At 64.3% G+C, this 21789-nt stretch carries 17 protein-coding genes and 1 pseudogene; 10 read left to right on the top strand and 8 right to left on the bottom strand.

Translation table 11 applies throughout. From position 1 onward, the window contains the following. Positions 1–58 precede the first annotated feature (58 nt). From ggh to AC1TQG_RS08320, 3 genes are all read left to right on the top strand, one after another. On the top strand, positions 59–1399 hold the full coding sequence (ggh, locus tag AC1TQG_RS08330; protein ID WP_482137290.1) for a glucosylglycerate hydrolase: 1341 nt from the start codon (positions 59–61) through the stop codon (positions 1397–1399). 53 nt (positions 1400–1452) lie between these two features. After that, positions 1453–2397, top strand: a complete 945-nt coding sequence (locus tag AC1TQG_RS08325; RefSeq protein ID WP_482136456.1) for an alpha/beta fold hydrolase — start codon at positions 1453–1455, stop codon at positions 2395–2397. A gap of 76 nt (positions 2398–2473) precedes the next feature. After that, positions 2474–3094, top strand: a complete 621-nt coding sequence (locus AC1TQG_RS08320) for a TetR/AcrR family transcriptional regulator (RefSeq protein WP_482136455.1) — start codon at positions 2474–2476, stop codon at positions 3092–3094. Here AC1TQG_RS08320 and AC1TQG_RS08315 read toward each other — a convergent pair. Both AC1TQG_RS08315 and AC1TQG_RS08310 read right to left on the bottom strand, forming a co-directional pair. Next, positions 3091–3255, bottom strand: a complete 165-nt coding sequence (locus tag AC1TQG_RS08315) for a hypothetical protein (protein WP_482136454.1) — start codon at positions 3253–3255, stop codon at positions 3091–3093. The two genes, AC1TQG_RS08320 and AC1TQG_RS08315, sit on opposite strands and share 4 nt — an antisense overlap. 223 nt (positions 3256–3478) lie before the next feature. Beyond that, positions 3479–5563, bottom strand: a complete 2085-nt coding sequence (locus AC1TQG_RS08310; protein WP_482136453.1) for a PhoX family protein — start codon at positions 5561–5563, stop codon at positions 3479–3481. Positions 5564–5691: 128 nt separating this feature from the next. Between AC1TQG_RS08310 and AC1TQG_RS08305 the strand changes: the two genes are divergently transcribed. From AC1TQG_RS08305 to AC1TQG_RS08295, 3 genes are all read left to right on the top strand, one after another. Continuing rightward, the gene (locus AC1TQG_RS08305) at positions 5692–7146 is read left to right on the top strand and encodes a phytoene desaturase family protein (protein ID WP_482136452.1); all 1455 of its coding nucleotides are present in this window, start codon (positions 5692–5694) and stop codon (positions 7144–7146) included. Beyond that, on the top strand, positions 7143–7937 hold the full coding sequence (locus tag AC1TQG_RS08300; protein ID WP_482136451.1) for an LLM class F420-dependent oxidoreductase: 795 nt from the start codon (positions 7143–7145) through the stop codon (positions 7935–7937). The genes AC1TQG_RS08305 and AC1TQG_RS08300 overlap by 4 nt, the downstream gene beginning before the upstream one ends. A gap of 148 nt (positions 7938–8085) precedes the next feature. Then, the gene (locus AC1TQG_RS08295; RefSeq protein ID WP_482136450.1) at positions 8086–9630 is read left to right on the top strand and encodes a hypothetical protein; all 1545 of its coding nucleotides are present in this window, start codon (positions 8086–8088) and stop codon (positions 9628–9630) included. A gap of 17 nt (positions 9631–9647) precedes the next feature. Here the strand turns inward: AC1TQG_RS08295 and AC1TQG_RS08290 are convergent, their stop codons facing one another. The 3 genes from AC1TQG_RS08290 to AC1TQG_RS08280 form a co-directional block, all read right to left on the bottom strand. Beyond that, positions 9648–10328, bottom strand: coding sequence for an ABC transporter ATP-binding protein (locus tag AC1TQG_RS08290; RefSeq protein ID WP_482136449.1), 681 nt, complete (start codon positions 10326–10328; stop codon positions 9648–9650). After that, positions 10325–11458, bottom strand: coding sequence for an ABC transporter permease (locus AC1TQG_RS08285; protein WP_482136448.1), 1134 nt, complete (start codon positions 11456–11458; stop codon positions 10325–10327). Before AC1TQG_RS08285 ends, AC1TQG_RS08290 begins: the two co-directional genes overlap by 4 nt. A gap of 195 nt (positions 11459–11653) precedes the next feature. Continuing rightward, positions 11654–12574 carry an alpha/beta hydrolase gene (locus AC1TQG_RS08280; protein WP_482137289.1) on the bottom strand — a complete coding sequence of 307 codons (921 nt, stop codon included), beginning with the start codon at positions 12572–12574 and terminating at the stop codon, positions 11654–11656. 93 nt (positions 12575–12667) lie between these two features. Between AC1TQG_RS08280 and AC1TQG_RS08275 the strand changes: the two genes are divergently transcribed. After that, positions 12668–13969 carry a TrpB-like pyridoxal phosphate-dependent enzyme gene (locus AC1TQG_RS08275; RefSeq protein WP_482136447.1) on the top strand — a complete coding sequence of 434 codons (1302 nt, stop codon included), beginning with the start codon at positions 12668–12670 and terminating at the stop codon, positions 13967–13969. A 22-nt stretch (positions 13970–13991) separates the two neighbouring features. Here the strand turns inward: AC1TQG_RS08275 and AC1TQG_RS08270 are convergent, their stop codons facing one another. The 3 genes from AC1TQG_RS08270 to AC1TQG_RS08260 form a co-directional block, all read right to left on the bottom strand. Next, on the bottom strand, positions 13992–15023 hold the full coding sequence (locus AC1TQG_RS08270) for an alcohol dehydrogenase catalytic domain-containing protein (protein ID WP_482136446.1): 1032 nt from the start codon (positions 15021–15023) through the stop codon (positions 13992–13994). A 268-nt stretch (positions 15024–15291) separates the two neighbouring features. Next, entirely contained in the window at positions 15292–16389 is a 1098-nt protein-coding gene (locus AC1TQG_RS08265) for an inositol-3-phosphate synthase (protein WP_482136445.1), read from the bottom strand. Then, positions 16382–17023 carry a PadR family transcriptional regulator gene (locus tag AC1TQG_RS08260; protein ID WP_482136444.1) on the bottom strand — a complete coding sequence of 214 codons (642 nt, stop codon included), beginning with the start codon at positions 17021–17023 and terminating at the stop codon, positions 16382–16384. The genes AC1TQG_RS08265 and AC1TQG_RS08260 overlap by 8 nt, the downstream gene beginning before the upstream one ends. A gap of 310 nt (positions 17024–17333) precedes the next feature. On the opposite strand from AC1TQG_RS08260, the pseudogene AC1TQG_RS08255 reads away from it, so the two are divergent. The 3 genes and pseudogenes from AC1TQG_RS08255 to AC1TQG_RS08245 all read left to right on the top strand — a co-directional run. Then, a pseudogene (locus AC1TQG_RS08255) lies at positions 17334–17723 on the top strand (DUF5318 family protein); the annotation flags it as partial. Between the two features lie 191 nt (positions 17724–17914). Further along, on the top strand, positions 17915–20065 hold the full coding sequence (locus AC1TQG_RS08250; RefSeq protein ID WP_482137288.1) for a transglycosylase domain-containing protein: 2151 nt from the start codon (positions 17915–17917) through the stop codon (positions 20063–20065). A 123-nt stretch (positions 20066–20188) separates the two neighbouring features. Next, the gene (locus AC1TQG_RS08245; RefSeq protein ID WP_482137287.1) at positions 20189–21784 is read left to right on the top strand and encodes a glycosyltransferase family 87 protein; all 1596 of its coding nucleotides are present in this window, start codon (positions 20189–20191) and stop codon (positions 21782–21784) included. The last annotated feature ends 5 nt before the right edge of the window (positions 21785–21789 follow it).

The raw sequence follows: 21789 nt of genomic DNA, 5'->3' as shown, positions 1-21789 counted from the left end.
GGGCGGGTCGGGCGACCAGGCCGGGCGCGAATGGAAGTCGGGGGTCAGAATGTGGAGCGTGGGATACTCCGGCTTCACGAACACACAGCTGTCCGCCCGCGCTGCGTATCTTCTGCGCGGCAACGATCTGGGGACGATGACCAGCGCGGCGCCGCGTCTTTATCCGCATATGTGGAGCTGGGATGCCGCCTTTGTCACGGTGGGTCTGGCACCGCTGAGTGTTGAGCGGGCCGTGGTCGAGATGGACACCTTGCTCTCGGCGCAGTGGGGCAACGGGATGATCCCGCACATCGTGTTCGCCAATGGTCGCGACGGCTACTTCCCCGGCCCGGCCCGCTGGGAATGCGCCGAACTCGCGTTCAATGCGCCGCGGGCACCACACACCTCGGGCATCACGCAGCCGCCCGTGCACGCGATCGCGGTGCAGCGGATCCTCGATCATTCCCGGCGGCAAGGTCGTACCACCCGGTCGATGGCCGAGGGGTTCCTCGATCGGCGCTGGGGTGATCTGGTGCGCTGGCACCGGTGGCTGGCGCATGCGCGGGATCCGAAGGGGCGCGGCCGGATCACGCTCTACCACGGCTGGGAGTCGGGGATGGACAATTCCCCGCGCTGGGATGCGGCCTACAACAACGTGATCCCGGGTCTCGATCTCCCGCCGTACACCCGAGCGGATCTGTCGCACGGCGCCGATGCGTCGATGCGTCCCACCGACATCGAATACGACCGATATCTGTGGCTGGTCGAGCAGATGAAGCGCGCCAATTACGACGACGCGATTCTTCCCGACGTGATGAGTTTCGCGATCGAAGACGTGTTCGTCAGCGCGATCTTCGCGGTCGCCTGTGACGTCCTGGCCACGATCGGCGAGGAGTATTCCAAACCGCTCGCCGATGTCCGCGACCTGCGGGCCTGGTCCGAACGCTTTCGCGCCGGGGTTGCGGCCTCGACGTCGGAACGTAACGGGGCGGCAAGGGATTTCGATCTTCGCGCAGATCGCTGGATCAACACCGAGACCATCGCGATGTTTGCGCCGCTGCTCTGCGGTGGTCTGCCCCGCGATCGCGAACGCGCTCTGTTGCGCCTGTTCGAGGGCCCACGCTTCTGCGGACACCCCGATCTGAAATATGCGGTGCCGCCTTCCACGTCACCCATTTCCGCGGACTTCAAACCGCGGGAGTACTGGCGCGGGCCGGTCTGGCCGGTGATCACGTGGCTGTTCTCGTGGGCTTTTGCCCAGCGCGGCTGGCCCGAGCGGTCGGCACGTCTTCGAGAAGAAGGTCTGCGGCAGACGCAAGACGGGTCCTTTGCCGAGTACTACGAACCGTTCACCGGTGCGCCGCTGGGCAGCATGCAGCAATCATGGACCGCGGCAGCGGTCCTGGACTGGCTCGACTGAAACATCCCTCTGGGGTCTGGACACCACGGCCGCTGTCCGATTGAGTGGTTCAGATGACCTCTGAAGTCGACCCGCCTCCGGCGTCACCGGTAGCCGCACCCGCCGGCGCCGAGGTGATCATCCTGGAATTGCCGACGGTCACGCTCAACGCCTTCGCGTGGGGGCCGTCCGACGGCCCACTTGCGCTGTGTCTGCATGGTTTTCCGGACACCGCCCACAGCTGGCGGCATCTGGGTCCACGGTTGGCGGCGGAGGGATACCGGGTCGTCGCACCGTTCACCAGGGGCTATGCGCCGTCGACGGTCGCGGCGGACGGCGACTATCACCTGGGTGCGCTGATGTACGACGCGGTCGAAATCCATCGGCTTCTCGAGGCCGACAACCGGGCGGTGGTCATCGGTCACGACTGGGGTGCCCTGACCTCCAGCGGGCTTGCCGCATACGGGGATTCCCCATTTGCCGCGGTGGTGTCGATGTCGGTGCCACTGGTCGGGGCCTTCACGTCCCTGTCGGACAACACGACACAGCTGATGAAACTGCTCGGCCGCCAGCTGTTCATGAGCTGGTACATGATGTTCGTCCAGCTGCCGCGTCTGTCGGAGCGCAGCCTGGACCGGCTGATCCCGCTGCTGTGGCGTCGCTGGTCACCAGGCCATGACGCAGGCAAGGATCTTCCGGCGGTCTTTGCCGCCTTACCGAATCGGCAGCACCGCAGCGCAGTGCTCGGCTACTACCGGGCGACGTTACGACCGGGTCGCAGCGCTGGTCGATATCACCGCATGCAGGCGGCCGCCTTCGGTGAGCCGCTGACACCGCTGCTGTATCTACACGGCGCCGACGACGGTTGCATGCAGGCCGGGTTTGCCGAGCGCGTCGAAAAGATCCTGCCACCGGGCAGTGAAGCCCGCATCGTGCCGGATGCCGGTCACTTTCTGCATCTCGAAAAGCCCGAAGTTGTGGGCGAGTTGATTGTCGACCATCTCCGCAGGATCTCTTGAAAGATTTGTGAGGAATTGTTTGACAGGTGGGCAGACAATTGATTGCCGAGGTCGCGCGGCCATAGAATCCCTTGTGATGAGTACGCCTACGAAAAATCCGCGCGGTGATCGGCGTCCGGACAAGTTCGGCGATCGCCGCCGACAACTGGCGAAGTCGGCCTTACTGACACTTGCCCAACGCGGTTATGCCAACACGAGTTTGCGTGACATTGCAAATGATTCGGATTTCACCCACGGCGTCCTGCACTACTATTTCGCGGACAAAAACGAGCTCATGATCTTTGTTGTCCATGAATACAAGGTTGAATGCGTGACCCGATATGACGCAGCCACCGAGGGAGCCACCAGCGCCCCCGATCTGTGTATCCGGTTTGCCGCGGCGATGAAAGACTCTGTCGTCGAAGATGCGTCGATGCATCGGCTTTGGTACGACATGCGGGCACAGAGCCTCTTCGACGAGAGGTTCCGGCCGGCGGTCGGCGAGATCGAGCAGGGTCTGGAAGACATGACGTGGCGGGTTGTCACCCGCTACTGCGAGCTCGATCAGGCAATCCCGGCGTTGCAGTCACCGCAGGCCTACGCGCTGATCGACGGACTGTTTCAGCAGGCTCTGATTCGGTGGCTGGGCGGTGACGACACCGCCGGGGACTACCTGGCCGCCCAGGTGAGCGACGTGATGGAGAAACTCTTCACCTAGGGGTTTGTCGTGGGTTCGGTGTCGGGCTGGGGTGTGGGCGCAGGTGTGGCAGGGGGCGCCGCGGGTGCGGGCTTGATCTTCTGCTTCAGCTGGTAGGCCTTGATGAAGATCGCCCCGAGGATCTTCTGAATGCGGGTGGGTTCTTGCGGTTGTTCTGACACGTTGATTCGCTCCGTGGATAGTTCGGCAATGGCGTGATCCGGTGCAGGGTGATGATTCACGCGTCGAACCCTGCCCCGGTCGACACACCAGGTACACGCCCCCACCCCGTAGATCCCTCCCCGTCGGATCCATGGAAAGGTAACCCATTCACGGCGCCGTGGATAGGCTTTCGCGTCCAGTTCTTCTGAAATGGGTCCCCGAGCGCGGGCCTGGTGTACGGCGTCAGATGCCGATCTGACCGCCGGTCTTCCAGACCGACACCACTGCCGGACGGGGCTGGCTGTCGCCACCGTCGGGCCAATGCGAATACGGTTTGTCGGCCGAGTAGTCGTCCTCTTCTCCCGGATGCTGGACGCACACGATGACCCGGTCGGTTCCGATGATCGGGCCACAGGTCTCGGAGCTGCGCGGGACCGTGAGGAATTGCTTTGTCTCACCCCGGTTCTCACCGGAGAGGGCGACGGCGAACAGGCCGTCGTTGTTGCCGAGGGCATTGCCGTCGGTGGACACCCACAGGTTGCCGTGCGGATCGAAGGCGACGTTGTCGGGGCAGGAGATCGGGCTGACCTTGGTTTTGTCGAAGCCACCGTAGTAGGTGTCGGCGGCTGCCGGATCGCCGCAAACCAGCAGCAGGTCCCAGGTGAAGTCGGTACCCCCGTGGTCGTCGGTGATCTCGATTATCTGGCCGTTCTTGTTCTTGTTGCGGGGGTTTGGTGTATCCGCTGCGGCCTTGCCATCGGTTCCGCGATCGCTGTTGTTGGTCAGCGCGCAGTACACCTTGCCGGTGACCGGATGTGCCTCGATGTCCTCGGGGCGATCCATCTTGGTCGGGTTGACCTTGTCGGCGGCCGCTCGTGTGAACACCGCGACCTCTTCGGCGGTCATGCCGTCGACGCGCGACTGGGCGCCGTCGTCGGTCACCGTCAGCAGCGGGAACCATTTGCCCGTTCCGGCGAAAGAACCGGACGACGGTAGTGCGCCGCTACCGTCGATCGACTTGGGTTCGTTGCCGCTCAACTGGGCGACGTACAGGGTGCCGGTCGACAGGATGCTCATGTTGTGGCGCATTGCCGCGGCACCGAGTCCGGGCTGAACCTTCTTGTCGGAGACGAACTTGTAGATGTACTCGAACTTCTGATCGTCACCGGTGTAGGCCACCACGGTGCCGTCGTCGGTGACAAAGATGTTGGCACCTTCGTGCTTGAGCCGTCCCATCGAGGAATGCTTGACCGGGGTGGACTCCGGATCGTGCGGGTTGACCTCCACGATGTAACCGAATCGGTTGCCCTCGTTGGGTTCTTGGGCCAGGTCGAATCGGGTTTCGTACCGGCCCCACTGGTGATAGTCGTCCTCGTCGTCGAATCCGTAGCGGTCCAGACGCTCTTTGGCGACCGGTTCGGTGACCGATGCCGCACCGGTGAAGTAGTTGTTGAAATTCTCTTCGCCGGAGACCATCGTGCCCCATGGGGTCAGGCCGCCGGAGCAGTTGCCGATGGTGCCGAGAATCGTTGTCCCGGTGGGATCTGCGGCAGTCTTCACGAACTCGCTGCCTGCCGCCGGACCGGTGAGGGTGAACGGGCTCATCGCCGTAAGCCGTCGGTTGCGGTCGCCGACCACGGGTGTGAGTTTGCCCGAACCGCTTTCACTCTGGACCTCGACAACCGTGATCCCGTGGGCTGCCATCGAGATGCGGGCCTGCTGGTCGGTGGGTTCTTTCGGCTTGTAGCCCTTGAACATGAACTGTTCGGTCGTGTACTCCTGGTTGACCACCAGGTAGAAGTGACCGGCTTGGCCGTCGATGGGGATCAGCCCGGCAAAGTCGTTGTTGAATCCGAACTGCTTCTCCTGGGCTTCGGCGCTCTGGTTGTCGAAGTCGAACTCAGGGGCGCCGGGCAGCACCGGGTCACCCCACCGGATCACCACCGCCTGTTCATAGCCCTCCGGGATCACCAGGGCGTCTTCGACATTCGGTGCGACCGATGCGAAGTTCATTCCGGTGCTGCCGGTTTCCGCCGCGTTACCGACACCGGTTCCGGCGGCAGTGCTGCTGCTCGTTGCCGTCGACTTACCATCGTCGCCGCAGGCTGCCAGTGCCGAGGTGGCGCCGACCGCCACCACTGCGGCCGCTGAGCCACGCAGGATCGAACGCCGCGAGAGGGCTCCGCGGGCGATGTCACGGAAGTACGTGTTGTTGCTGGTGTTCGGGGGTTCATGCCAGCAGGCGTCACCACACTTGTAGTGGCAGGTCACCAGGGAACGCGCAGACGCCCCTTCGTGCTTGGTGGTGATTGTGAGCGGAATACGCACTGCGGGCTCCCCCAGATAGACAGACGTCGAGCAACCGGTCGAACGTTAGGCGGCGTAAACAACCGGTGTCCGAACCCGGGATGAATCAGTGGTTAAGTCTTGGCATCTGAGGTCTACCGTTGATGGACATGGGAGCAGATGGGTACGACGCGGTGGTTGTCGGATCGGGTCCGAACGGTTTGTCCGCGGCGCTGACCCTGGCCAAGACCGGCCGCAAAGTGCTGGTACTCGAGTCGCACCCCACGATCGGTGGCGGGACGCGGACGGCCGAACTGACCGAGCCCGGCTTTCACCACGACGTGTGTTCGGTGGTGCATCCGACCGGGATGGCTTCTCCGGCGTTCAATTCGATGGATCTGTCGCGGCACGGCCTGCAGTGGCTGGTGCCCGAAATCGGCCTGTCGCATGTGTTCGGTGACGGGACCGCTCTGCCGCTGTACACCGACCTCGCCCGGAGTAGGGAGTTCCTGGGCCGCGACGCTCGTGCCTGGTCGGCGACCCTGGGATACGCTGCCGCCCACTCGGAGGATCTGATCTCCGATTTCTTCGGCCCGTTCCGGATACCCCGGCACCTTCTGGCTGCCGCACATTTTGGTCCGCTGGCGCTGCTCAGCGCAGATGTGTTCAACCGGATCATGTTTCGGGATCCCCGGACGCGCACGGCATTCTCGGCGATCGCCACGCATGTGGTCAGACCGCCTGGTGAGGTCGCGACAGCGGCGGTGGGATTGCTGCTCGGGATGCTGGTGCATTCCGGCGGTTGGCCGTTGGCCCGGGGTGGTAGTCAGTCGATCGCCGATGCGCTTGCCGGTGCACTCCGCGAGCACGGCGGGCATATCGAGACCGACCATCCCGTCCACAAGTTCGACGACCTGCCGGATGCACCGCTGAAGCTCTTCGACATCGATCCTCGGCAGTTCGCCGGCATCATGGGTGACCGGTTGCCGACCCGCTATCGTCGTCGGCTCGCGAAGTTCCGGTTCGGGCCGGGCACTTTCAAGATCGACTACGCCCTGTCAGAGCCGATCCCGTGGACCGACCCCCACACCGGGTCCACGGTCACCTTCCACATCGCCGAAAACGAACAGCAGATCCGCGACAACGAGAAAGACGTGCAGGCCGGCCGGATCCCGAAGCGTCCGAACCTGATCGGTGGCACGCCGACCGTGCTGGATCCGACGAGGGCCCCCGCAGGCAAGCACGTGGCCTGGGCGTATTGCCACGTGCCGCACGGCAGCGACGTCGACATGACGGCGGCCGTTGAGGCGGAGATCGAGCGGTGCGCACCGGGTTTTCGAGACGTCGTACTGGCCCGGCACACCATGACCGCCAAACAGTATTCCGTCTACAACCCGAATTATGTAGGTGGCGACATGAATTCGGGCATTTCGGATCTTCGGCAGCAGTTCACCAGGCCGGTCGCTGCTCGGGTGCCCTACGCAACGCCGGTGAAGGGCGTGTTCCTGTGTTCGTCATCCACCCCTCCAGGCGGCGGTGTGCACGGAATGTGTGGGAAGTACGCCGCCGAAGCCGCGATCACCCAGGAGAATTCGGGCCGAAACTCAGGCAGACTGAATTCATGACCGCACCTATCCAGATCGCTGTTCAGCTGCAACCACAACATGCCCAGTACTCAGACATCCGCGACGCAGTTCTTCGGGCGGAGGATGCCGGGGTCGACATGGCATTCAACTGGGATCACTTCTTCCCGCTCTACGGTGAGCGCGACGGTGAGCACTTCGAGTGCTGGACGATGCTCGGCGCGTGGGCGGAGCAGACCTCGAACATCCAGATCGGTGCGCTGGTCACCTGTAACAGTTACCGGAATCCGGAGCTGCTCGCGGATATGGCCCGAACGGTCGACCACATCTCGGGTGGACGACTGATCCTGGGAATCGGATCGGGCTGGTTCGAGCGCGACTACACCGAGTACGGATACGAGTTCGGCACCGCGGGTGGCCGGCTCGATGCGCTCGGCGAGGCCCTGCCGCGGATCAAGGACCGGTTCGGCAAACTCAACCCCGCACCGACCCGCGAGATCCCGATCCTGATCGGCGGGGGCGGCGAGAAGAAGACGCTCAAGTACGTGGCCGAGCACGCCCACATCTGGCATTCGTTCGTCGATGTGGAGATCTACCGCCACAAGGCGCAGGTCCTGGCCGGGCACTGCGCCGCGATCGGACGCGATCCGAACGAGATCGTCCGGTCGAGCGAGTTGTCCGCGGCCGAAAACCCCGAGGCCGCCATCGCGCTGGCCGAGAGCCTCGCCGATGAGGGCGTCACACTGTTCACCGTCGGAGTGAACGGCCCGGATTACGATCTGTCGCTGGTCACCGAGATGTGTGCGTGGCGAGATCGGCGCAACGGCGCGTAGCGTCGGCAACCGCGCAAGGTCGAACGCCCACCCCGGTCATACCGCGGGTGGGCATTCTTCGGCGATAATGGTCGCCAGACGTCAGATGAGCGTGTCGCCGCGGCATCTGGAGACGGATCCGGCGAGTCAGGTAGCGAGGTGAGATGCGGTGACCTACTGGTCGACATCGCACGCACGCCTGTTGCCCGAAGCCGAGTTCATCGCCGCCATCGGGCAGTCCGTCCAGGCTTCGGCGCCTCCCGGCGCCGTCGGCGCGAAGATCTGTTTCAGCTTCGCCGGAACCGCGACGCGGTACACGCTCACCTACTTCGGCCAGGTGCCGCCCACCCCGGTTCCGGCGCCGCCGGTTGCGCTGGAACTGGCCCGAGATCTGCGGGTGGGCCGCTACCAGGCCGGGCACGACGCCGCGCTCACCGTGGAGATCACGCTGAGCGCCGCACCACCGGTGGTTCACTACGATCACGGGGAGATGGGACCGATCGATGCGGGCCTGATCTTCGACCCGGACTCCTATCGGGATGACCTGCTCCGATACCCGAGGACCGCGCCGCAATGGCTGATCGACTACGTCGGTGGAATACCGTTGGCGCAGTTGCTGTCAGGGACGTACTTCCCGTTCCCGGGCCCGGGTTCGGTGCCCACGCATGCGACCGACCCGGCTTCGGCGGTGGCCATCGCACTCGACTTCATTCGCGTGCGGCGGGTGAACTTTGTCGGGCACAATCTGTATTCCCTGACCGCGCAACGTATTCAGGCCGGCTGGCGGGTCTTCACCCGGGCTCCCTCCGACCCGGCTCGGGCCGGTGGCCAGATGCGGTTGATCTTCCTCGTTGCCGACGACGGTGTTGTCGAGATACCCACGCCGGCAATGACTCCCGACGCGAACGAGTTGGCCTTCACCCAACGCGCTTTCCAGCGCGCACATCAGGCCAACCAGGTGCCCTCCGCCCCGACCCCGGTGCAGTACGGCGGTATTGCGGTCGCGAATCGAGGCGAACCCGAGTCCACCGCGGATGTACCGGGTGCACGCGAGGCCCAAACAGCTAGGGACAACCTGTGGCGCAGCGTCGGAGACATGTACGAACCGCTGCTCGCGCCACTTGACGCCGGCGGCGTGCTCTGGCCGGGCGGGACCCGGGCCTTTCGGGCGGTGCGGCGCGATCGAACCACGCTGCTCGCCACCGACGGACTGTCGGCACCGAGTCTGACCGGCGGCGGAACCAGCACCGCATATGGTCCGGTGGCGGGTGGCTCGATGCTCGGTGTGGGAGCGGAGTTCTTCCTGGAGTCGATCGAACCGGGGCTGCGGGCCGACGAGAGTGCCCGTGAGCATTGGCTTTTCGGGGTGCTGTCGGCGGTTGCCGAACGGGCGGCCACCGATGGTTCCGATTTTGTCGGCTCGATCACGGCCGCGCCCGAGGCCGTGTACGTCGAACTGGCAGGCATCACCGGTCCACGGGAATGGCTGGTGAACGGCACCGCAGGCGTCCTCCTTGGCAACAAGGGCTGGGGTGCACCAAGCGGTTTCGACACCCCGCTCGGACGCGTTGCACTGATCACGGTGACGGTCCTGCGCGCCAGCGAATCGGTGACCACGTCGGCCTGGCCGTCGGCGGCGGGTGAGATCTTCCGGCAACTCAATGCCCGTCGGGTCGGGCACTATTTCGACCCGGACCGCGTCGCGATCTATTAGGCGCGCACCCCCGGACGTCAACCCACTGGTGTGAGGCGCCCGTCGATCATCTCGACCACCCGATCGCAGTGGGAGAGGACGTCGTGATCGTGGGTCACCATGATGGTGGCAACGTTTGCGCGGTGCGTCTCTTCGGCGAGCACCTGCACCACCTCGTGGCTGCGCTTACGGTCGAGCGCGGCGGTCGGTTCGTCGACGAGTAGCAACGACGGCTCGGTGACGAGTGCCCGGGCGATACCCACCCGCTGTCGTTCTCCACCGGACAACTGACCGGGCCGCTTGTCGAGGCGGTGACTCATACCGACGGCCTCCAGCAGCGGGAGGGGATCGCGCCCCCGGCGCCCGGTGATCGTGGGCATCAGTCGCAGTTGATCGAGCGTGGTCAGCGACGGCACCAGGTTGGCGGTCTGGAATACGAACCCGATGTGGTCGCGGCGGATCTTCGTCAGCTTCTTCGCCGGAACCGTGCTCAGGTCGGTGCCGGCCAGGTGAACCGAACCCGTGGTGGGTACCGTCAGCCCGCCGGCAACCGCGAGCAGGGTCGACTTGCCGGACCCGGAAGGCCCGACAATGGCGACCAGCTCGCCGGGTGTGACCTGTAGGTTCACGTTGTTCAGGGCGGTGATGGAACTGTCGCCGTCGCCGAATGTCAGTGTGACGTCGCGGAGTTCGAGGCCTGTGGTGCGAGTGGTGGTCATCGGTTTTCCCCCAGGGCGGTGAGTGGATTGATGCGGGCGACTCGGATCACCGCGACGGCCGCGCCGAGTAGTCCCAGGACGATCAGCAGGACAGCGCCCTGGAGAATGGGCCCGGCTTGCATGGAGAAGGGCATCCCGGTTCCGCTGAGTCCGGATCCGAACCCGACCCCGATACCGACGCCCACGGCGACGGAGCCGAGAAGGACAAATGTTGCCTGCAGGATGCTGTCTCTGAGCAGGTACGGCGTCGAGGCTCCGAGTGCGCGTAGGAGCGCAAGTTCTCGCGTACGTTGCACGGTCCAGATCGTGAAGAAGGCGCCGACCACCAGCGCGGAGATCGCGTACAGGAACACGGTGATCATCGACATGGTCATCGTCTCCGCCGCGTATCCGGGTGAAGAATCGAACGAGTCCTCGAGGTCCTTTGACGACGTGCCGGCCGCGGTATCACCGGAAGTCAAGTCGGGCAGCTGGTTCGAGGTTCCTTCGATCGCGACCACACTGGCCTCGTCGTAGATTCGAGGGTCGAAAGAGCCGTCGGTGTCGGCGCCGCCGCTGTTGATCTCCTGCCAGGTGGTCAGGGGGACATAGGCGATGTCGACGTGGCCGAATGTGCGCTTGTCCGAGGTGAATCCGACAACATTGAGCTCGGTGCCGATGCGATCGATCGCGATGCGGTCGCCGATCTCGACACCCTCGTCGCGGGCAGTTGAGCTGACGATGATGTCGTTCGGTCCGGCGATGGCCGTGCCTTCGGCGGCGTCGGGTTCGAGAAATGAACCGGGAGTCACGCCGAACAGTGTCAGGTCGACGGGCGTGCCATCACTGTTGTGCGCATTGACAATCGAGTTGCCCATCAGTTCGGCGTGCTCGACGTCGGGCTGCTGCGCCCACGTCTCGGCCTGCGTCCGGGTGACAACCGACCGGGAGAACGCCGAGTCGGCTTTCGTGCCCTCGGCGAATGCAAATGCCTGTACCGGACTGCGCTGAAGGCCGGAGACACCATCGTCGACCAGGCCCGTGGACAATCCGGAGAGAATCACCATGAGGACCGAGATCAACGCAACGACCGCTCCCATCAACAAGAACCGGGTCCGGGCGTAGATCAGTTCGCGAATTGCGAGGAACATCGGAAAACTCCTTGCGGGTGAGCACCGACAAACGACGGCTCATATTGCCGTCGACCAGTCGGGTGACGTGGGGCAGTCGGAGCAGTCCGTCCGGGGCCCTTCCCGCACTGTCGATCCGAGAACGCGGCGTCCGAATTGTTCCGTCGAGCCACCTTACTACGGGCCGTAGTACTCGTCCGGGCCGGTTCTACCGGGTCACTCGTCGGACAGTCTCGACCGGTCGTGGGTACGTAGCGCCTCGCGGATGGCGTCGGTCTGGGCGGCCAAGAAGTCTCGGACGATGCGTGCGCGGGTGGCGACCATGTCGAAGCCGTGGAATGCGCCCGGGATCACGATGAACGTGCACGGCACACCGGCATCTCGCAGCCGCTCGGCATAGGTTTGGTCTTCCTCGAGGAAGAGATCGAGTGATCCGACGCCGATCCACGCCGGGGCCAGGCCGGTCAGGTCAGTGCGGCGGGCGGGGACCGCAATCTCGGGTGAGGCGTCGCCGAGATAACTGTCCCAGCCGTATCGGTTGCTCTTCGCGTCCCAGAGCCGGTGGTTCTCATCGGGCGTGACCGAGCGGTTGTCGAGCATCGGATAGACCAGCAACTGCAGCATCGGGGTGATCTCGCCGCGGTCGTGGGCGAAGGCCGCGACGGTGGTGGCCAATCCGCCACCGGCGCTGGCACCGGCGACCACGATTCGGTCCGGGTCGACCTCGGGTCGTTCGGCAAGCCACCGGAGCGCGGCGTAACAGTCCTCCGCGGGGACGGGATAGGGGTGCTCCGGGGCGAGCCGGTACTCGACAGATGCCACCGTCGCACCAACGGCGTCGGCGAAATGTCTGCAGGTGGCATCGTCTTGCGCCGCGGTGCCGATCACCATGCCGCCGCCGTGGATCCACAGGATCCCCGGTCCCGGGACCGCGGCCGGTTTGGTCGGCCGGAACAACCGCACGCTCACACCGGGTGCGATCTCGTGGACGGTGGCGGCGGAACTGCCGCGGATCAGTTTGGACAACCATCGGATCGCCGGAACCGTGCGGGGCCCGACCAGGTGCTGCGGTACCAGCAACGAGTGCAGGCGCAGGTCAGGGTCGAATGCCTCGCGATTTCGGATCCGGTTGATCATCATGTCGGATGCTATCCGGGCTCGGCCTCCGATCGTCTCGGTTTCGCCGTAACCCCCGTGACCGTCGACGCGGCTACGCCTAAAGTCGTGTGCATGACCATTGAGACCCCCGAAGCCAATCGCGACCTGATCAGCGTGGATGTCCCGACACACTGGTACAACCTGGCAGCGGAGTTGCCCGAGCCGATTCCGCCGCATCTGCATCCCGGCACGAAGGAGCCGGTAGGCCCCGACGATCTCGCGCCGTTGTTCCCGTCGGGGCTCATCGCGCAGGAGGTGTCGACGGAGACCTACATCGAGATCCCGGAACCGGTCCGCGAGATCTACAAGATGTGGCGGCCCTCCCCGCTGATCCGGGCCCGGCGTTTCGAGGAGGCGCTGAACACCAAGGCGCGGATCTACGTGAAGTACGAGGGCGTGAGCCCGGTCGGTAGTCACAAGACCAACTCCGCAGTGGCACAGGCCTATTACAACTCGGTGGACGGCGTCACCCGCCTGACCACGGAGACCGGTGCCGGTCAGTGGGGCAGCGCGTTGGCCTTCGCGGGCGCGCTGTTCGGCATAGATGTCGAGGTGTGGCAGGTCCGGGCCTCCTATGAATCGAAGCCTTACCGTGGCTACCTCATCGAGACGTATGGCGGGACACTGCATTCGAGCCCGTCGGAGCTGACCGAGGCCGGCCGCGCAATCCTGAAGGCGACGCCCGATACCACCGGCAGTCTCGGGATGGCGGTCAGTGAGGCCGTCGAGGCGGCGGTGAAGGATCCCGGTGCGCGGTATGCGCTCGGCAGCGTCCTCAATCATGTTGTGCTGCATCAGAGTGTGATCGGGATCGAAGCCGTTGATCAGCTCGCCCTGGTGGAGTCCGGCGGCGCCGACTACGTCTTCGGTTGTGCAGGCGGCGGTTCCAACCTGGCCGGTCTGGCGTTCCCGTTCATTCGTGAGCAGATCCACGGCCGGTCGAATCCGAAGATCATCGCCGCGGAGCCGTCCGCCTGCCCGTCGATCACCAAGGGTGAATACCGTTACGACCACGGTGATGTCGCGGGTCTGACACCGCTGCTGAAGATGCACACGCTGGGTATGGACTTCGTGCCCGATCCCATCCATGCCGGTGGCCTGCGTTATCACGGGATGTCGCCGGCTCTGAGCCACACCGTTGAGCTCGGATTCGTCGATGGCATTGCGATCGAGCAGCAGGACGCGTTCGCCGCCGGCGTTCTGTTCGCCAGGACGCAGGGCATCGTCCCGGCGCCGGAATCAACCCATGCGATCGCCGCAGCTGTTGACCACGTCCGTGATTCGGACAAAGAAGAGGTCATCGTCATCGGCCTGAGCGGACACGGCCAGCTCGACCTGCCCGCCTACTCGGCGTTCCTGAACGGGACGATGTAGCAATCGGTGAACCGCGGGCGGGCTACCGGGTCGGAACGACCACCGCCCGCCCGCGGATCTTGCCTGCGTGGAGTCGTTCGTACGCGACGGGTGCGTCGGCCATGGCGAACTCTTCCACTGCGATCTCGATCGCGCCCCGACGGGCCAGTTCGACGACCTCGATCAGCTCGGGCCTCGTGCCCCAATTGACCACGCGCACCGAGACATCGAAGGGGACGGTGAGGTAGCCGACCGGCACTGCGCCGGTGCTCACGCCGACCATCGAGATTTCTCCGTCAACGGCGATCGATGACTGCGCGAGGTCGGCGGTGACCTGCGCGCCGACGAAATCGAAGGCGGCGTCGACCCCACGTCCGCCGGTGATGTCGCGGATGCGGTCGGCGGCCGCCGCGTCCGATGCGAAGGCGTGGTCGGCGCCGAGTTGCAGTGCGTGCTCGATGCTCTCGGGGGCGATATCGACCGCGATGATGCTCGCCTGTGTGAGCGCTTTGAGGAGTTGTACACCCACGTGGCCGAGTCCACCGACACCGATGACGAGCGCTGTAGTACCGGGTACCAGCTTCGGGATCGTCGGTTTCACAGCGTGATACGGCGTCAATCCGGCATCGGTGAGCGAGACGCTGGTGATGGGATCGAGGTCGCCCAGCGGCACCAGATGACGGCTGTCGTCGACGATCATGTATTCGGCCATTGCGCCGGGCCGGTAGATGCCGGGTGCCTTGATGCCGTGAATGCAGTTGTTCTCGCTGCCCTGCGCACACGGATAGCACAGTCCGCAGCCCCAGGGTCCGTATACGAGTACGGATTGCCCCACTTCGAACCCGGTGGCCCCCGGACCGAGTGCTTCGACGATTCCGGCGCCCTCATGTCCGAGAGTCAGTGGAAGTGGTTGGAACGCATACTGATCCGCAGGAGTCGACATTATGAACTCATCGGAGTGACAGGCTCCGGCGGCGGTCATTCGCAGGAGCACCTCGCCTGCGCCCGGTAAGGGCTTGTCGATCTCGACCACTTCGGGCCGGGCTCCGATTTTACGGTATTGCAAGGCTTGCATGGTCGTAGACCTCTCAGTCGACTCCCTCGCCGATCCACTTGACGAGCAAGTGTTGGAAATGCCGGAATTGACTTCCTGGTACCGGGCCAACGGAAGTTGCTCGGACTGCGCGACTTCAGGGCCTTGATGCACCTTCGCCATATTGTAGGCGTCTTCGCCGCACCATTCGATTGCCTTCTGACATCGGGCATACGCCAAGAGCCGCACACCGGAGAAGGTGTGCGGCTCTTGGTTTGTGTCAGTTACTGACCGGGTCTGGTGACCTGGATCAGGCGTCTGCACCAATGATGAACGCTTCGAGCTGCTGGCGCGCGACGTCGTCGGCGAGCTGCTCCGGCGGGCTCTTCATCAGGTAGGCCGAAGCCGGCAGGATGGGTCCACCGATGCCACGGTCCTTGGCGATCTTGGCGGCGCGCACGGCGTCGATGATGATGCCTGCCGAGTTGGGGGAGTCCCAGACCTCGAGCTTGTACTCGAGGCTCAGCGGCACGTCACCGAAGGCGCGGCCTTCGAGGCGGACGTAGGCCCACTTGCGGTCATCGAGCCACGCGACGTGGTCCGAAGGTCCGATGTGGACGTTCTTGTCCTCGATCTTGTTGGCCAGGGCGCCGGTCAGGTTGGAGGTCACAGCCTGCGTCTTCGAGACCTTCTTGGACTCCAGGCGCTCACGCTCGAGCATGTTCTTGAAGTCCATGTTGCCGCCGACATTGAGCTGGTACGTGCGATCGAGCGTGACGCCACGATCTTCGAACAGCTTCGCCATGACGCGGTGGGTGATGGTGGCACCGACCTGGCTCTTGATGTCGTCGCCGACGATCGGAACACCGGCGTCGGTGAACTTCTTGGCCCAGACCGGGTCGCTGGCGATGAAGACAGGCAGGGCGTTGACGAACGCGACGTTGGCGTCGATGCAGCACTGTGCGTAGAACTTGTCGGCCTGTTCGGATCCGACGGGCAGGTACGAGACGAGTACGTCGACCTTGTTGTCCTTGAGGACCTGGACCACGTCGACGCCGTCGCCGTCGGCCTCGGTGATGGTCTCGCGGTAGTACTTGCCGAGTCCGTCCAGGGTGTGCCCGCGCAGGACGTTGACGCCGGTCGGCGGCACGTCAGCGATCTTGATGGTGTTGTTCTCGCTGGAGAAGATGGCGTCCGAGAGGTCGAAGCCGACCTTCTTGGCGTCCACGTCGAACGCGGCGACAAAGTTGACGTCGCGGACGTGGTACTTGCCGAACTTCACGTGCATGAGGCCGGGAACGTTGGCGTTCTCGTCGGCATCCTTGTAGTACTGCACGCCCTGGACCAGGGATGAGGCGCAGTTTCCCACGCCAACAATCGCCACGCGAATTGAATTGTTGTCACCCATGGTCGGGTTCCCCTTCTTTGTGTGGTGTTACTGAGGTTGTTTCGGGTTCTGCAAAGACCGTTTCCGAGGGCAACGGTCCGGGATTCCTCGACGTATTTGTCGAATCCTCGGTCCGTTCCGAGCCCTCGGCGGCGATGAGCTCGTTGAGCCAGCGGACTTCTCGTTCGCTCGACTCGAGACTCAACTGATGGAGCTGCTTGGTGTAGCGATCGACTGTGCGGTTCGAACGACCGACAGCCTCTCGGAGACCTTCGCGGCGTTCTTCCACTTGCCGGCGCCGACCCTCGAGGATGCGCATGCGAGCCTCGGCGGGAGTCCGGCTGAAGAATGCGAGGTGCACTCCGAAGCCATCGTCGGTGTAGTTCTGCGGGCCGGTGTCTGCGAGCAGTTCGGCGAACCGCTCCCGTCCCTTCGGGGTCAATGCGTAGACGCGACGAGCGCGTCGCTTCAGAGTCCCCGGTGCGCCCGAATCCTCAGCGATCAAACCGTCTGCCTGCATTCGGCGCAGCGACGGGTACAGCGATCCATACGAAAACGCGCGGAATGCGCCGAGCAGGCCGGTGAGCCGCTTGCGCAGCTCGTAGCCGTGCATCGGAGACTCGAGGAGCAAGCCGAGTACTGCGAGTTCGAGCATATTCGGTCACACCTCCATCCGACGTGTTTCAGAAACCTGTATGCCTGATGTTACACACGTATGTATCGCGCCGATATAACCGGTACCTCAAAGCGCGCTGACCTGCATCGATCACCTGTAAACCCAGCCGCCGAGCGGGCTGAGACCACCGTCGTGTGGGCCGAGACCATCGCAGAAACGGACAAGCTCGGCACGGTCGACGGCCAATTCGGTCCGCTCGATGGAGTAAGAATGGACTGCACTGAAAGTGACATCGCCGGACAACCGCAACCGCGTGCTGGTCGGAGCCACGTACTCTTGACGAGTGCCGATGCAGCGACAGGTGGTGGACTACGCGTTACAGCGGAAGTCCCGGCTGGCCGAGGTCTACGCCGGGCGTACCGGTGTGGCCGAGGTCTGCGATGCCAGCCCCTATCTGCTGCGGGCGGCCAAGTTTCACGGCCTGACCAGCTCGGAACGATGCCCGATCTGCCGAAAAGAGCAGGTCACGATCGTTTCCTGGGTGTTCGGCGAGAAACTTGGACAGGTTTCGGGTTCGGCCCGTACAAATGAAGAGATTCAGCGCCTGGCAGCGAGCCAGGAAGAATTTTCGGTACATGTGGTGGAGGTGTGCCGCACGTGCAGCTGGAACCATCTGGTCCAGTCGTACGTGTCGGGATTGCCTCCGCGACCGCCGGTAAGGCGGACCCGCCGGGTTGCCGGCGCACGGGCATCGAACGACACGACTACCGGTGGATCCGCGAAGGCGGACGCCGATAAAGGCCCAGCAGGAATGGGCACTGAAGGTATGGAGAAGTATCTGTGAGCAACGGCCCTGACGGACCGAATCGATCTGGTTGGACCACCGGCAACGGTGACGCCAGGCAATCTGCGTCCCCCGGTCGGACACCGGTGCAAAAGAAGCGGGCCTGGCAAAAGGCTGCCGCGTGGGTCCTCGGACTCGGTGGTGCGCTGGTACCCGGATTCGTGGTGGTGATGGCAGCTGTGTTCCTTTTCACCTACGCCGATGTGGCAGTGCCCGCCCCGGGTGACATCAAGCAGAGCCAGGTCGCGACGGTGGTCGACACCAACGGGGGCGAGATCGCCAGGATCGTCCCAGCGGAGGGCAACCGCACCGACGTCCCCATCGAGGACATCCCGCTGGTGCTCCAGCAGGCCGTCATCGCCGCCGAGGATCGCGAGTTCGAAGAGAACGCGGGCTTCTCGATCAGTGGATACGGCCGTGCCGCGCTCGGCAAGATCACCGGCAACGAAAGTGCCGGCGGTGGGTCGACGATCACCCAGCAGTACGTGAAGAACGTGCTCACCGGTGACGAAGCCAGCTACCAGCGCAAGTTCCGCGAGTTGGCGATCTCCACCAAGATGGCCAACGAGTGGTCCAAGCCCGAGATCATGGCCGCCTACCTCAACACCATCTACTTCGGTCGTGGCGCCTACGGTGTCGCGGCGGCGTCAAAGGCATACTTCAACAAGGACATCCGCGACATCACATTGTCCGAGTCGGCAGTGCTGGCCAGCTCGATCCGGTCCCCTTCTTACTACGATCCGGCCACCAATCTCGAAGCAGCGCAGATTCGTTGGCAGTACGTGCTCGACGGCATGGTCACCACCAAGGCGATCACCAAGGACGAGGCTGCCGCCCAGCAGTACCCGAACGTGGTCGATCAGCAGGCGCAGACCGGTGATCCGGCCAGCGATGGACCCAACGGGCTCATCAAAAGGCAGGTACTCGCCGAACTGGGTGGCCTCGACATCTCCGAAGACGAGATCCGTACCGGCGGACTGAAGATCAGCACGACCATCGACCCGCAGGTGCAGGCCGCAAACGTCGACGCGGCCAATGGTTCGCTGGACGGTGAACCGAAGGATTTGCGGACCGCGGTGGTGTCGGTCGATCCTCAAACCGGCGCTGTGCGGGGCTACTTCGGTGGCAACGACGGCAACGGATTCGACTACGCGCAGGCTGATCTGCAAACCGGTTCGTCGTTCAAGGTCTTCGCGATGGTGGCCGCTCTCGAGCAGGGCATTCCACTGTCCAAGACATACAGTTCGGCGCCGTTCGAGTCCGGCGGCGTCACCATCAACAACTCCGATGGCACGTCGTGCGGTACCTGCAACCTGGCCACCGCGATGAAGATGTCGCTGAACACGGTGTTCTACCGGCTGATGATGGACCTCAACGGCGGACCCAGTGCCGTCGCCGATGCCGCGCACCGCGCCGGCATCCCGGAGACCCGGCCCGACGGCACCCCGACTTTGGAGAACCAGGACGGTACCGGCGTCGAAGGCGGTGTGGTGCTGGGACAGTACGACTCACGTGTCATCGACATGGCATCGGCGTATGCGACCCTGGCGGCATCGGGGATGTACCACACACCCCACTTCGTGCAGAAGGTCGAGAACTCGCAGGGCGACGTGCTTTTCGAGCGCAACGACGACCAGGGTGAACGCCGACTTCCGGCCGAGGTCGCCGACAACACCACGGCCGCACTCCAACCTGTCGCCGCGTACTCCAACGGCAATGCGCTCGATGGTGGTTCGCGACCATCGGCCGCCAAGACCGGCACCACACAGCTCGGCGACACCGGCATGAACAAAGACGCCTGGATGGTTGGCTACACGCCGCAGCTGTCCACCGCGGTCTGGGTCGGCACCGACAACGGCACCGAGTTGGTGAACTACAACGGCTCCACGATCTACGGTTCGGGGCTGCCCGCGCAGATCTGGCGCACGGCGATGAACGCCGCGCTCGAAGGCCAGCCGATCGAGGACTTCCCGAAGCCGGCTGCGGTTGGCGGTGTTTCGGGCATTCCATATGAGGCCCCGCCGACGTCCTCGACCACTTCCACCCGCAGTACGGCTCCGACGACCACGGAGCCGGAGACGACGACCTCTCGACCGGGTGTGACGTTGGCGCCGGGCATCGTGATCCCGCTGCCCGGCGGTGGTGAGGCCAGTGAGGAAACCGAGACCGAACCCGAACCCGAGGCGGAACCTGAGTTGCCGTCTGAAGAGGCCGGGCCGCCCACCAGGAATCCGTAGGCGGGGTCCGTGGCCACCGACGGAGATCCGGGGGGCTCTGCGGTGCCGACGGAACATCAAGGGCCGGAGCGGGACACACATGCCCGAGACGCGAATACCACCGACGCGAACACCACCAATGCGTTGAACCTGTTCGATGCGCCTGCGGAGTCGGCGACGGATCGCCGTGAGGTGACCACCCGCGAGCTGCCCAGCCGCACCGATCCCATCGTCGCGCCGGGCAGCATGGTGATCGGTGGCCCGATCGGCCTGCACGCGGTTGTCGGCCGGAGCCGAACCTGGACCCCGGTTCGGGTGTTGATGTTGATCGCACTGGTGTTCCTGGCGCTCGGTTGGTACGCCAAAGCCGGCTGTCTGCAGCAGGCCCCGGACTCCGAGACCGGGGTCATGGGCCTGGACTGGGACAACCACCGGCAATACACCGCAATGTGTTATGCCGACACCATTCCGCTGTACAGCGCCGAGCGGCTCGACCAGGGCGCGTTCCCCTACAAGACATCTTGGTATGAGGACGACGGGGCCGGCGGTCAGCAGCAGCGATTCATGGAGTACCCGGTCCTCACCGGCATGTTCATGTACGCGGCGGCGCAGACCGCACACGGTTGGGATTGGGCGCACGACAACTGGGGCGTTCCGGGGGCTCTGGACGTTGTCCTGTTCTTCAACCTGGTGGCGTTGGGCTTGGCCCTGTGCTGGTTGGTGACCATCTGGGCGACGGCACTGACTGCGCAGCGGCGGGTGTGGGCTGCGGCGCTGGCCGCGGCGTCGCCGCTGGTGATCGTGCACATCTTCACCAATTTCGACGCCGTCGCCATCGCGGCGCTCTCGGTCGCGATGCTGGCGTGGTCGCGGCGAAACCCGTGGCTCACAGGCATTTTCCTGGGTATCGGCATGTCGGCGAAACTGTATCCGGCGTTGTTGCTGATCCCGTTGCTCGTGCTGTGTCTGCGCGTGGGCAAGGTGCGCGACTTCTTGGTGACCGCGGCGTTGACCGCGGCGACGTGGCTGCTGATCAATCTGCCGATCATGGTCACCCACTTTCGCGGCTGGACCGAGTTCTTCCGGTACAACTCAGACCGCGGTACCGACCCCGACACCCTGTTCAATGTCATCTCCGCGATCACCGGTTACCAGTGGGGCAATCAGCCCGGTCAGTCGCCGACGTTGCTCAATGCCATCAGCATGGGCCTGTTCATCCTGGTCTGTCTCGTGGTGGTGTTCATCGGATTCCAGGCCCCGATGCGTCCGCGCCTGGCGCAGTTGATTTTCCTGACCGTGGCCGGGTTCTTGCTGGTGAACAAGGTGTGGAGTCCGCAGTACTCGCTGTGGCTCGTCCCGCTGGCGGTGCTGGCTCTACCGCACACCCGAATCCTGTTGGGCTGGATGCTGATCGACGCTCTGGTGTGGGTGCCCCGAATGATGTGGTATCTGTACAAGGAAACCGACGACGGGCTGCCCGAACAGTGGTTCCTGTCGGCGGTGGTGATCCGCGACGTTGCCGTGATCGGCCTCTGCGCGATGGTGATCTGGCAGATCTATCACCCCACCGCAGACCTGGTTCGCCGTGGCCGTGGCTGGCGCAGCATCGTGGTCGACGATCCCGGCGGCGGCGTTCTGGACAACGCGCCGGATCGTATGCCGTGGCCGCGCAAGGCAACCCGAACCTCGGTCGACAGCGAACCGCCCACCGAAGCGTTCGAGGTCGGTTCGCGGGCCTGACCCGC

It is taken from the genome of Williamsia sp. Y844 (assembly GCF_056786475.1).
This window is presented reverse-complemented; position numbering and strand designations above follow the sequence as displayed.